The sequence below is a fragment of the Methylobacterium aquaticum genome (genome assembly GCF_001043915.1).
Lineage (GTDB): Bacteria > Pseudomonadota > Alphaproteobacteria > Rhizobiales > Beijerinckiaceae > Methylobacterium > Methylobacterium aquaticum.
In genome coordinates this window covers 1-12,155 of record NZ_LABX01000111.1, presented here as the reverse complement: position 1 = coordinate 12,155, position 12,155 = coordinate 1, and the positions used below count along the sequence as shown (strand labels likewise).

Below are 12,155 nucleotides of genomic sequence, written 5' to 3'. Positions count from 1 at the left end.
CTCGGCTGGCCGGTGCTGGCCGCCCTCATCGCCCTCAACGCCGTCGGCGCGGCGCCTCTCGTGCCGAGCCTCGATTACCAGAGCCTCGCGGCGGTGCGGCGCGACCCGCGGCTCGACTATGCCCGGATCCGGCTCGGTGGCTCCCTCGGCTTCCTGGCGGCCAGCCTCCTCGGCGGCTGGCTCCTCGGCCTCGTCGGGACCGGCAGCATCCCGAGCTTCCTCGCCGGCCTCGAACTCGCCGCGGCCTGCGGCGCGGCCCTCCTGCTCCGCGGGGCGGAGGGCGGGCCGCCACGCGCCCGCTCGTCGGGGCGGGGACGGCTGCCGGCGGCCCTGTGGCTCGCCGTCGCGGCCGGTGCGGCGATCCAGGCGAGCCATGCGGCAGTCTATGCCTTCGGGTCCATCCACTGGGTCGGCCTCGGCCTCGCCCCGGCGACGACCGGCCTCGCCTGGGGCCTCGGCGTCGTCGCCGAGATCGCGTTCTTCGCCCTGGTCGGCCGCGTGCCCGGCTTGCGCGATGCGCCGTTCCGGCTCCTCGGGCTCGGGGCCGTCGCCGCTCTCCTGCGCTGGGCCGGGCTGCTCGCCGCCTCCGGCCTGCCGGCCCTGGTGCTGCCGCTCCAGGCCCTGCACGGCCTGACCTTCGGGGCGACGCAACTCGGCGTCATGGCGGCCCTGTCGCGCCTCGCCCCCGAGGGTGCGCGCGGCGCCGCGCAAGGCACCTCTGCGGCCTGCGCCGCCCTCGCCTCGGCCTCCGCCACCCTGGCGAGCGGAGTGGCCTACCGGGCCGGCGGCGGCTCTCTCGCCTTCGGGCTGATGCTGCCGGTGGCGGGCCTCGGCCTCGCCCTGACCCTGGCCGCATCGCACCGGTCGCGCTGCTGAGGTCCGCAGGGCCATGGTTTGCGAAGTGTTAACATGACGCGGTATAGGACCGGGCCGAGGGGATTGTTGTGGATCAAGGGAGGCCGGCCCGTGCCGACCGCACCCATCACGCGGGGGGGCGATCCCGCCCGCGTCGCGGTCGAGCGTGAGCGGGGCGGCGTCGCCCTGCGTCTCGCCGGCCGCTGGACCGCCGACCAGGCTCCCGCCGTCGAGGCCGCGGCCGCCGAGATGCTGGCGGCCGCACACGCGGCTTCCGGACATCCGGCCGCGTCCTTGCCCCTCGTCATCGACCTGTCGGGCCTGTCCCGCCTCGACACGCTCGGCGCCTGGGTGCTGGAACGGACCCGCGCGGCCCTCGCCCCCGGCACGGCCTATGCGGGCGCCGCGCCCGAGCACCTGATCCTCCTGCGCGAGGTCGCCTACCGGCAGTCCGCCCCGGATCCGCGCCGCCGGCGTTTCCATCCCCTCGATCCGGTGGCGAGCCTGGGGGCCGGACTCCGCAGTCTCGGCCGCCAGAGCCTGGCCGGGCTCGCCTTCCTGGGCGAGGTGGTGGCGGGCTGCCTGCGGGTGCTCGCCCGGCCGCGCAGCTTCCGCGGGCCGGCCCTCGTCAACCAGATCGAGCAGATCGCCCTGCGCGGCGCGCCGATCATCATGCTGATCTCGTTCCTGGTCGGCTGCATCGTCACCCAGCAGGGCATCATCCAGCTCCAGCGCTTCGGCGCCCAGAGCTACGTCGTCAACATGATCGGCATCCTGACCCTGCGCGAGCTCGGGGTGCTGCTGACCTCCATCATGGTGGCGGGGCGCTCCGGCTCGGCCTTCACGGCGGAGATCGGCTCGATGCGGATGCGCGAGGAGGTCGACGCCCTGCGGGTCATGGGCCTCGACCCGATCGAGATCCTGATCGTCCCGCGCATCCTCGCCCTGATGCTCGCCCTGCCGCTGCTGGCCTTCCTGGCCGATCTCGCCGCCCTCGCCGGCGGTGCCCTCACGTCGTTCCTCTATGGCGGGCTGTCGCTCGAGGCGTTCACGTTCCGGTTGCAGAACGCGATCGGCCTGCGTCACGTCGTCATCGGACTGATCAAGGCGCCGTTCATGGCGCTCATCATCGGCATCATCGCGTCGGTCGAGGGCTTCATGGTCGAGGGCTCGGCCGAGTCGCTCGGCCGCCACGTCACCGCCTCAGTCGTCAAGTCAATCTTCATGGTCATCGTCCTCGATGGGCTCTTCGCGGTGTTCTTCGCGGCCATCGACTTCTGAGCGAGGCGACCCACACCCTTGCCGACTCCCCCCGTGCCGATCCCGAGCCCCACCCCGCCTGCGCGCCGCGACGCGATCATCCGCGTGCGCGACCTCGTGGTCGCCTTCGGCGAGCGCACGGTGCTCAAGGGCCTGAACCTCGACATCCGCCGGGGCGAGATCCTGGGCTTCGTCGGGCCGTCGGGCCAGGGCAAGTCGGTGCTCACCCGCACGCTGCTCGGCCTGGTGCCGAAGCGCTCCGGCACGATCGAGGTGTTCGGCGAGGATGTCGACCGTCTGAGCCTCGCCCAGCGCCGGGTGATCGAGCGGCGTTGGGGCGTTCTGTTCCAGCAGGGGGCGCTGTTCTCGGCGCTGACCGTCAAGCAGAACATCCAGGTGCCGATGCGCGAGCACCTGGCCCTGTCGGAGCGCCTGCTCGACGAGTTCGCCCGGCTGAAGATCGAGATGGTCGGGTTGAAGCCCGACGCCGCCGACAAGCTGCCCTCCGAATTGTCCGGCGGCATGATCAAGCGCGCGGCCCTCGCCCGGGCGCTGGCCCTCGACCCGGAGGTGCTCTTCCTCGACGAGCCGACCTCGGGCCTCGACCCGATCGGCGCCGGCGAGTTCGACGAGCTGGTGGCGACCCTCCAGCGCACCCTCGGACTGACCGTGTTCATGGTCACCCACGACCTCGACAGCCTCTACACCGCCTGCGACCGCATCGCGGCGCTCGGCGACGGCCAGATCATCGCCGAGGGGCCGATCGAGGCCATGCTGGCCTCCGATCACCCGTGGCTGCGCTCTTACTTCCACGGCAAGCGCGCCCGCTCGATCGTGGTGCCGGAGGCCGGAGCGTTGTCATCCCGCAGTGTCGTCGAGGGCGTCGCCTGATGTGCGCTGCCGCACCCGCCGGCTGCCCGGTTCCGCCTAAGCTTCGTGAGCTAGGCCATGCCACAGGAGCGTCTCTCGGGGCGTGTCTCCTGCCCTTCGCCCCGCACGAGCACGGAAACCGTTAAGGCATGGAAACCCGCGCCAACAACGTCCTGATCGGGGCCTTCACGCTGGCGGTGATCGCGCTCGGCTTCGCCTTCGCGTTCTGGCTGCGCGGCTCGTCGTCGAACCAGGCCCGGATGCCGGTGCGCGTCGTGTTCTCGGGCGGCGTCGGGGGGCTGGCCAAGGGGGCGGCCGTCACCTTCAACGGCATCCGGGTCGGCGAGGCGACCGACGTGCGGCTGCTGCCGCAGGATCCGCGGCGGGTGACGGCGATCGTCGAGGTCAACCGCGGCACGCCGTTGCGCGTCGACACCCGTGCGCGCCTCGACATGACGATGCTGACCGGCGTCGCCTCGATCGCGCTGACCGGCGGCAGCGCCGACGCGGCTCCGCTCGCGCCGACCAACAACGATCCGATCCCGACGATCTTCGCCGACGCCTCCGACATCCAGGACCTAATGGCGGCGGCCCGGACCATCGCGCAGCGCGCCGACGACATGCTCCAGCGCCTCGACCGGGTGGTCGCCGGCAACGAGGGGGCGATCAACCGGACGCTCGCCAATGTCGAGCGCTTCTCGAAGACCCTGGGCGACAGCGCGCCGGCCCTCGATGCCCTGACCAAGGCGGTGGACGGGCGCAAGCTCGCGAGCCTGATCGACAATGCCGACACGTTCTCGTCGGCGCTGGCCGCCGCCTCGCCGGACGTGCAGGCGGGTGTGCGCGACGCCAGGGCGCTGGCAGGCAAGCTCAACGCCTCCGCCGACCGGCTCGACGCGGTGCTGAAGGGCGCCGAGGGCTTCCTCGGCTCCGCCTCGGGCGAGGCCGGCAAGAGCACCTTCGCGGAGGTGCGCGAGGCCGCCATCTCGATCCGCGATGCCGGCCGGGCCTTCCGCATCATGTCGGAGAACCTCGACAAGCGCACCGCCACCCTGACCCAGAGCGTCAGCCGCCTCAGCGGCGCCGGGCGGCGCGAGGTGCAGACCCTCGCCACCGACGGCCAGCGCACCCTCAACAGCCTGAACAGCGCCGTGCGGACCATCGAGCGCGACCCCTCCCAGGTGATCTTCGGCGGCAAGCCGTCGTTGCCCGAATACAACGGTCGCTGACTATGGTGCAGTGCAGCTTCGCGGCGGTTGCACCCGCGCGCCCGGCGGAGCGTTGTCACTCCGTCCCTGGTCAAGCGTCCGGGCCCATCCCGGTCCCGTCTTCCGGTCCGCCCGCTCCCATGCTCCTCCCGGTCCCCTCCCCGCGCCGGCTCGCCGTTCTGGCTCTCGGCCTGACCCTGCTCCTCGGCGCCTGCGGCAGCGGCGCGGTGCCGACCACCTTCGACCTCACCGCCCTGCCGGGGGCGGCCCGCAGCGGCGCGGCCCGGCGCTCGATCGTGGTGGCGGAGCCGGTCGGGCTGCAACCCTTCGAGGCCGACCGGATCATCGTGCGCGAGCCCGGCGGGTCGGTGTCCTTCCTTGGCGGCGGCCAATGGGCCGACCGGCTGCCACGGCTGGTGCAGGCCCGGGTGATCCAGAGTCTGGAGAACGCCAACCGGCTGAAATCCGTCAGCCGTCCCGGCGACAAGGTCGCGGCCGACACGGTGCTGATCACCGAGTTGCGCGCCTTCGACATCAATGCCGGTACCCGGGAGGCGGTGGTCGACCTCTCGGCCAAGCTGATCCAGGAGAGCACCGGCACCGTGGTGGCCGCCAAGGTGTTCCAGGCCCGGGTCCCGGTGGCGGAGGTGAGCGCCGCGGTGGCGGCGAACGGCCTCGACCGGGCGCTGTCCCTGGTGCTGGCGGATCTGGTGGTGTGGATCAACGCCGGGGGGTGAGGGCGACGCTGGGCCGATGCCGACGCGCCGGGACAGGCCGGCGGCCGGCATCGTCGGCCCGGGCCGGAGGACCGGCGCGGCGTCCCGGTCGGTGAAGATCCCGGTCGGTGTCGCGGTCCGAGGGCTCGGGCCCTCACTCCATCACGGCGGCCTTCATGATGACCACCATCATGGCGCGCCCGGTTTCGTCGCTGACGCAGCGCACGGTATGGGGCCGGTCGCAGCGGTAGCGCAGGGTCTCGCCGGCCCGGGCCCGCTGCACCGCGCCGGCCACGTCGACCTCGAACTCGCCCTCGGTGACCGACAGGCACTCGACCGAGCCGCGCTGGTGGGCATCCGAATCGAGCACGCCGCCGGGATCGGCGGCGAGATCGTACCATTGCAGCCACTCGACGGTCTTGATCCAGCCGATGATGGCGAGCCGCATCCGGCCGTCGTCGGAGACCAGGATCGGCGTGTCGGCCCGGGACGACTTCTCGATGAAGGGTTCCTCGTCGCCGGTGGCGAGCACGCGCTCGATCGAGACGTCGAGGGCCTGGCTCAGGCGCCAGATCGTCGCGAGGGTCGGGTTGGTCTCGTTGCGCTCGATCTGGCTGATGATCGACTTCGCCACGCCCGACTGCTCGGCCAGTTCCGACAGCGACAGGTTGTAGGCTTTGCGCAGGCGCTGAATCGTCTTGCCGAGCTGCCCCGACAGCACCTGCGCTCCGGTCACCAGGTCCTTGGTGCGTTCCCGCCCCCGCTCGACGCCCATCGCCTGCCTTCGAACCCCGCTGGATCATCGCGCGGCGTTCCGCATTCCGAACGCCTGTACGCTCCATCAAACGCAATCGCCGGGAGCGCGCAAGGGTTCATGCGGCCGCGCAGGGCGATTCCGGCGGGGTGAGGTGTCAGCCCCACCAGGCGTGGAAGTGGTGAACCGGGCCGTTGCCGTGCCCGATCCGCAACCGGTCCGAGGCGGCGAGCGCGGCGCTCAGATAGGCTTTGGCGGCGCGGGCCGCCTCCGGCAGGGGAAGGCCGCGGGCGAGCCCGGCGGCGAGGGCGGCCGACAGGGTGCAGCCGGTGCCGTGGGTGTTGCGGGTCTCGATCCGCGGGCCGGTGAGGCGCAAGACCGCCTCGCCCGGACCAATGAGCAGGTCGACGCTCTCCGGACCCGCGCCGTGGCCGCCCTTCATCAGCACCGCGCGGGGGCCCAGGCCCAGCAGGCGCCGGCCCTGGTCGAGCATCGCGGCCTCGGATTGCGCGATCCCCTCCCCCAGGAGCACCGCCGCCTCCGGTAGGTTCGGGGTCAGCACCGCGGCATGGGGCACGAGCTTGGCCCGCAGCGCCGCGACGGCGTCGTCGGCGAGCAGCCGGTCGCCGCTTGTCGCCACCATCACGGGGTCGAGCACCAGGGGCAGGCCTGCGGCATGGCGGGCGAGGTTCTCCGCCACCGCGGCGATCACGGACGCCCGCGACAGCATGCCGATCTTCAGCGCTGTCACGTCGAGGTCGCTGAAGACGCTCTCGATCTGGCGCGCCACGAATTCGGGATCGATGTCGTAGATCGCCTGCACGCCGCGGGTGTTCTGGGCGGTGAGCGCGGTGATGACCGTGGCCCCGTAGACGCCCAGGGCCGAGAAGGTCTTGAGGTCGGCCTGGATGCCGGCGCCGCCGCCGGAATCTGAGCCCGCGATGGTGACGGCGATCATGTCCGGTCTCCCGAAATGCGGTGCCCGATCATGCGGCCCCCCGGGCGGCCAGTGCCGCATCGACCACGCCGCGCAGGTCGCGCGCCCTCGCCTCGACGTCGCGGCCGGTGCCGAACAGGGCCGAGATCAGCGCGATCCCGTCCGCCCCCGCCCCGATCGTCGCGGCGGCGTTGCCGCGGTCGATCCCGGCGATCGCCCCGACCGGCAGGCCGGGGCCGCGGGCGAGGCGGGCCCGGAAGACGATGCGGTTGAGCCCGTCGAGACCGACCGGCGGGTCCGGATTGTCCTTGCTGGTCGTGGCGAAGACGCCGCCGATGCAGGCATAATCGATCGGCAGGCGGTAGAGTTCGTCGGCCTGGGCGGCGGTCTTGACGGTGAGCCCGACGATCGCGCCGCGCGGCAGCAGGCGCTTGGCATCGGCCGGATGCAGGTCCTCCTGGCCGAGATGCACGCCCTCGGCGCCGGAGGCGAGGGCGAGATCGACCCGGTCGTTGACGAGGAGCGGCACGCCGGTGCCCTGGAGCGCCGCGTGGATCCGGCGCAGCCGCGCGACGGTCTCGCGGGCATTGGCGATCGTCTTCTCGCGGTATTGCAGCAGGGTGACGCCCCCGGCGGCGGCTTGTGCCGCCATCCGGGCCAGGTGATCGGCGTCGCCGCCGCAGACCCCGACATCGAGGAGGCCGTAGAGCCGCAGGTCCACCGGCACGGTCGCGGGCACACCCTCGGGCGTCACGGGCGGGCTCCCGCGTCGAGCGGGCGGGGGCGTGCGGGCATGAGGGCGCTTCCCTGCTGGGCCCGGGGGTTGCGGCGGGCCGATCGGCGATCCCTCGGAGTAAGGGCCGGGCGGCGCCGGCGTCAACGGGCGGCGTTCTAGCTCGCCCGCGCCCCGCCGGCCGCCGCCTCGCGGGCCCGCTCCACCACCAGGCGCCGCTCGCGCCACACCACGAAGACGCCGGCCGCCGCCACGATGCCGCCGCCGAGGGCGATCGCGGCCGTGGGGAGCTGGCCGAACACGAACCAGCCGATCAGCACCGACCACAGCATGGTGGTGTACTCGAACGGCGCGACCAGAGAGGCGTCGCCATGGCGGTAGCTCTCGGTGAGCAGGATCTGGCCGATGCCGCCGAGCACGCCGACCACGACGAACAAGGCCAGATCGGACCAGCCCGGCATCGTCCAGCCGAGAACCAGGGTCGAGAGGCCCAGAAGCGAGGTGAACAGGAAGAAGTAGAGCACGATCGCGCCGGTGCGCTCGGTGCCGGTGAGCTTGCGCACCTGGATCGTCGCCGCCGCCGAGCAGGCCGCCGCCAGGATCGCGAACAGGGCACCGGTCGCCCCGCCGCCGCCCGTCCCGCCGAATTCGAGATGCGGGGCGAGGGTGATCAGCACGCCGAGGAAGCCCACCGAGACGCCGGCCCAGCGATACGCCTGGACCCGCTCGCGCAGCACGATCGCCGCCAGCACCACGACGAGGAGCGGCGAGGCATAGCCGATCGCCACCGCATCGGAGAGCGGCAGGAACGACAGCCCGGCGAAGCCCGCGAACATGCCGCAGGCGCCGATGATGCTGCGCAGCACGTGGCCCCCGAGGTTCCGCGTGTGCACGGCCTCGCGCACGCTGCCCTGCCAGCGCAGCCACATCAGCAGCGGCGCGATGGCGATGAAGGAGCGGAAGAACACGATCTCGCCGGTCGGGAACCGATCCGCCAGGGTCTTCACGCCGGCCGACATCAGCGTGAAGGCGAGCGCCGACAGCACTTTCAGCCCGATGCCGAGATACGGGCGGGCAGCCGCACGGCCCGACGCGCCAGATCCGGTGACCGACCGGCCGGGAACGACGAGGGGGGCTGCCATGGGCGTGGTGCTTTTCTGAGGGACGCGGGGGGAGTGGCGCGGCCGCGCGGAGCACGGCGGGTCACCGTGTGAGAACCACGGATCGGCACGGCCGAGATAGAGGCCGGGCCGGGCGGCAGCCCTGCGGCTTCCGCATGGTGGATCTTAAGGCTCCGCAAACGAATCCCGGCCTGCATCCCCGGCCGAGTTTCCCCGATCCGCCATCGCGTCATCAAAGTGATACGCGAATAGGGTTTGGCTGGCGCGAGACGCCACCTAGGAGATTGCACGTGGCCGAGGACGCCGACGCGCTTCGCGTGCGAACCCTGTTCCTCTCGGATATCCACCTGGGCACCAAGGGTTGCCAGGCCGAGCTGCTGCTCGACTTCATGCGGGAGGTGGATGCCGACGAGATCTACCTGGTCGGCGATATCGTCGACGGCTGGAAGCTGCGCTCCGGCTGGTACTGGCCGCAATCGCATAACGACGTGGTGCAGAAGCTGCTGCGGAAGGTGCGCAAGGGGTCGCGCCTGGTCTACGTGCCGGGCAACCACGACGAGTTCCTGCGCGACTTCCTCGACATGCATTTCGGCGGCATCGAGATCCAGGATCAGGTGCTGCACGAGGCGGCGGACGGCAAGCGCTACCTCGTCATCCACGGCGACCAGTTCGACCTCGTGGTGCGCCATGCGCGCTGGCTGGCGCTTCTCGGCGACGGCGCCTACACGGCGGCCCTCTTCGTCAACACCCATCTCAACTGGGTGCGCCGCCGCCTCGGCCTGACCTACTGGTCGCTCTCGGCCTGGGCCAAGCTGAAGGTCAAGAACGCCGTCAACTTCATCGGCCGCTTCGAGGAGTTCCTGATCGCCGAGGCCCGCCGGGCCGAAGCCGACGGGGTGATCTGCGGCCACATCCACCACGCGGCGAGCCGCATGGTCGGCGACTTGCATTACCTCAATACCGGCGACTGGGTCGAATCCTGCACGGCGGTCGTCGAGCATTACGACGGCACCATGGAGGTGATCCGCTTCGCCGAGTGGAAGCGCGCCAATGCCGAGGCGGCGCAGCCCCTCACCTCGCGCGTCCGGCCCGCCCCCCCGGTCGAGGAGCTGGCGCCTGCCGCCCGCAACGCCCTGCCGTCCGCCACCGGTAACCGGGCGGTCGCGTGAGGCTCCTCGTCGCGACCGATGCCTGGCATCCCCAGGTCAACGGCGTCGTCCGCTCCCTCGAGCACATGGTCGCGGCGGGGCGCCGGCGCGGCCACGATCCGGTGATGCTGACGCCGCTGGACTTCGCCAGCGTGCCGCTGCCGGGCTATGCGGAGATCCGCCTGTCGCTGGTCACCGCCCGGGGCGTCGCCGCCCGATTCCCGACGCTCGCCCCCACCCACGTCCACATCGCCACCGAGGGGCCGATCGGGCTCGCCACGCGCCGGGTCTGCCTGTCGCAGGGCCGGCCCTTCACCACGAGCTATCACACCCGCTTCCCCGAATACCTCGCCGCCCGCCTGCCGGTGCCGGAGCGCTGGAGCTATGCCTGGCTGCGCCGCTTCCACGGCGCCGCCAGCGGCACGATGGTGAGCACGCCGTCCCTGGAGCGCGACCTTGCCGGGCGCGGCTTCACGCGGCTGATGCGCTGGACCCGCGGCGTCGACACCGACCTGTTCCGCCCCCGCAACGGCGAGGCGCTCCCCGAGGCGCTGGAGGGGCTGCCCCGCCCGTTCTTCCTGTTCGTCGGGCGGCTCGCCGTGGAGAAGAACGTCGAGGCGTTCCTGCGCCTCGACCTGCCCGGCACCAAGCTCGTCGTCGGCGACGGGCCGGACCGGGCGCGGCTCGCCGGCCTTTTTCCCATGGCGCGCTTCCTCGGCACGCTCACCGGCGAGGCGCTGGCCCGGGTCTACGGGGCGTCCGACGTCTTCGTGTTTCCGAGCCTGACCGACACCTTCGGCATCGTGCTGCTGGAGGCGCTGGCGAGCGGCCTGCCCGTCGCGGCCTATCCGGTGACCGGTCCCCTCGACGTGATCGGCGGCACCACGGTCGGCATCCTCGACCAGGATCTCGGCGCGGCGGCGCGCGCTGCGCTCGCGATCCCCCGCGAAGCCTGCCGGGTGGAGGCCCTGCGCTACACCTGGGAGGCGAGCGCCGACCAGTTCTACGGCAATATCGAGGCCGCCCATGCCGAGGGTGCGCCGGGACGGCGCGGGCGGCTCGGCCTGTTGCGTCGGGCGCTGCCGGGCGAGGCGCCGCTGCCGCGGGTCGGCGAGGGGTGAGTCCGGTCGCCGACCGGCGCCCTCACCCCGGCACCGCCAGCCCACCGGCCGCGCGATGGTGCAGCCGCCGCAGGCTGGCGAAAAGGCCGAACGCAACGAGCGAGATCGCCAGGGCCAGCCACAGGGCGGCTTGCGGCCCAGCCCGCGTCATCAGAGCGGCGAAGACCGGCGGCGCTGCGGCATAGGCGAGGTTGAGCGGCACCGCCAGGCGTGCCGAGGCGCGGGCATAGGCGCCGGTGGGGAAGAGCTGCAACGGGAGCGTGGCGCGGGTGACGGCGGTGATGCCGCTGGCGAGGCCGTAGAGCGTGGCGAAGAGCATCGCCCCGGCGAAGGTGCGGGTCAGCAGGAGCACGACGAAGCTCAACGGGAACAGCGCGTAGGCGGCGAGGCCGAGGGCGAAGCCCGACCAGCGCCGGCCGCCCAGCACGTCGACCATGCGCCCCGCCCATTGGGCGATGCCGATGAAGGAGGCCGCCGTCAGCGCTTCGGCATGGTCGAGGCCCGCCCCCTCGAACAGAATGATGATGGTGAGGGCAAAGCCCCAGGTGAAGAAGCCGTTCGCCGCGAAGCTCAGGGCGAGGAGCGTGAAGCGCCCGCGGTCGATGGAGGCGGGTGCGGCGGTCTTTGCCGCGCCGGATCGCGGCCCCGGACGCCGCGCCAGCATCGTCGCATGCAGCGGCACGCAGACCAGCAGCATCAGGACGCCGTAGGCCAAGGTCGTCGCGCGCCAGCCCCATTGGGCCTGCAACACGCCCGAGAGCGGCCAGACGATCGTCGAGGTCAGTCCGCCGGCCAGGACCAGCACGCCGAGCGCCCCGCGAGCCGCGTCGCCGGCGATCTCGGTCACGGCGATCTGGGCCGGCGTCGTCAGCATCCCGGCGCCGGCGAGCCCGATGCCCGCCCACGCGGCGAGATAGAGCGCCGGACCCTGCGCGAGGCCCAGGATCAGGAGCCCGCCCGCGCCCAGGGACGATCCCACGATCATGACCGGGCGCGCGCCGTAGCGCTCGAACAGGCCGCTCAGCGGCCAGGACGCGATGGCCATGACGACGAGCATCACCGTTGGCCCCGCCATGACCAGGGGGAGCGGCATGCCGAGATCGCCGGCCATGGCCGGTCCGGTGACCGCAGGCAGCCAGAACGTGGCGCCCCAGCCGATGATCTGGGTCAGCGACAGGGCGGCGACGGCGCGGGCCGTCGGTGAGCGGAAGGGCATCGGGGCCGTCGCACGGGGGCGGGGCGGCATGATGCGGCGGGGCGCCGGGACGGGCCCGGGCGAATCGGGGCTCCCGGTCGAGAGCCCCCTCCCCGGTGCCGGAATCGCGATCGCTTCCGCGAGCGGGGCGCGGGACGTCATACCCACGGCCGGAGATGGTGACGCATCCGGCCGGTGACTCCAACTCGAATTTGTGGTGCCAAGCCTCTGGCTTTG

General features: G+C 72.5%; 12 protein-coding genes. 7 read left to right on the top strand and 5 right to left on the bottom strand.

Going from position 1 to position 12,155, the window contains the following annotated elements:
- The 5 genes from VP06_RS15060 to VP06_RS15040 all read left to right on the top strand — a co-directional run.
- Window positions 1-876: MFS transporter (locus tag VP06_RS15060; protein WP_048464597.1), on the top strand; the 876-nt coding region annotated here is incomplete at its 5' end.
- Window positions 877-1,041: 165 nt separating this feature from the next.
- A complete protein-coding gene (locus VP06_RS15055; protein ID WP_425350913.1) occupies window positions 1,042-2,136 on the top strand; it encodes an MlaE family ABC transporter permease in 1,095 nt (364 codons plus the stop codon).
- Between the two features lie 84 nt (window positions 2,137-2,220).
- Complete coding sequence (locus VP06_RS15050) at window positions 2,221-3,006, top strand: ABC transporter ATP-binding protein (RefSeq protein WP_245291184.1); 786 nt, start codon at window positions 2,221-2,223, stop codon at window positions 3,004-3,006.
- 128 nt (window positions 3,007-3,134) lie between these two features.
- Window positions 3,135-4,214: an MlaD family protein gene (locus VP06_RS15045; protein ID WP_048464596.1), complete on the top strand. Its 1,080-nt coding sequence runs from the start codon at window positions 3,135-3,137 to the stop codon at window positions 4,212-4,214.
- 119 nt (window positions 4,215-4,333) lie between these two features.
- Window positions 4,334-4,930, top strand: coding sequence for an ABC-type transport auxiliary lipoprotein family protein (locus tag VP06_RS15040; RefSeq protein ID WP_048464595.1), 597 nt, complete (start codon window positions 4,334-4,336; stop codon window positions 4,928-4,930).
- A gap of 133 nt (window positions 4,931-5,063) precedes the next feature.
- On the opposite strand, the gene VP06_RS15035 is transcribed toward VP06_RS15040, so the two are convergent.
- From VP06_RS15035 to VP06_RS15020, 4 genes are all read right to left on the bottom strand, one after another.
- Window positions 5,064-5,684, bottom strand: coding sequence for a helix-turn-helix domain-containing protein (locus VP06_RS15035; RefSeq protein ID WP_048464594.1), 621 nt, complete (start codon window positions 5,682-5,684; stop codon window positions 5,064-5,066).
- 136 nt (window positions 5,685-5,820) lie between these two features.
- Entirely contained in the window at window positions 5,821-6,621 is an 801-nt protein-coding gene (gene thiD, locus VP06_RS15030) for a bifunctional hydroxymethylpyrimidine kinase/phosphomethylpyrimidine kinase (RefSeq protein WP_048464593.1), read from the bottom strand.
- Window positions 6,622-6,649: 28 nt separating this feature from the next.
- Window positions 6,650-7,354 carry a thiamine phosphate synthase gene (gene thiE, locus VP06_RS15025; protein ID WP_048464592.1) on the bottom strand — a complete coding sequence of 235 codons (705 nt, stop codon included), beginning with the start codon at window positions 7,352-7,354 and terminating at the stop codon, window positions 6,650-6,652.
- 137 nt (window positions 7,355-7,491) lie between these two features.
- Window positions 7,492-8,475 carry a DMT family transporter gene (locus VP06_RS15020; protein WP_048464591.1) on the bottom strand — a complete coding sequence of 328 codons (984 nt, stop codon included), beginning with the start codon at window positions 8,473-8,475 and terminating at the stop codon, window positions 7,492-7,494.
- A gap of 269 nt (window positions 8,476-8,744) precedes the next feature.
- On the opposite strand from VP06_RS15020, the gene VP06_RS15015 reads away from it, so the two are divergent.
- On the top strand, window positions 8,745-9,623 hold the full coding sequence (locus tag VP06_RS15015; RefSeq protein WP_048464590.1) for a UDP-2,3-diacylglucosamine diphosphatase: 879 nt from the start codon (window positions 8,745-8,747) through the stop codon (window positions 9,621-9,623).
- Window positions 9,620-10,723: a glycosyltransferase family 4 protein gene (locus VP06_RS15010; RefSeq protein ID WP_048464589.1), complete on the top strand. Its 1,104-nt coding sequence runs from the start codon at window positions 9,620-9,622 to the stop codon at window positions 10,721-10,723. The genes VP06_RS15015 and VP06_RS15010 overlap by 4 nt, the downstream gene beginning before the upstream one ends.
- Window positions 10,724-10,745: 22 nt before the next feature.
- On the opposite strand, the gene VP06_RS15005 is transcribed toward VP06_RS15010, so the two are convergent.
- Window positions 10,746-11,939, bottom strand: coding sequence for an MFS transporter (locus VP06_RS15005; protein WP_048464588.1), 1,194 nt, complete (start codon window positions 11,937-11,939; stop codon window positions 10,746-10,748).
- Between the last annotated feature and the right edge of the window lie 216 nt (window positions 11,940-12,155).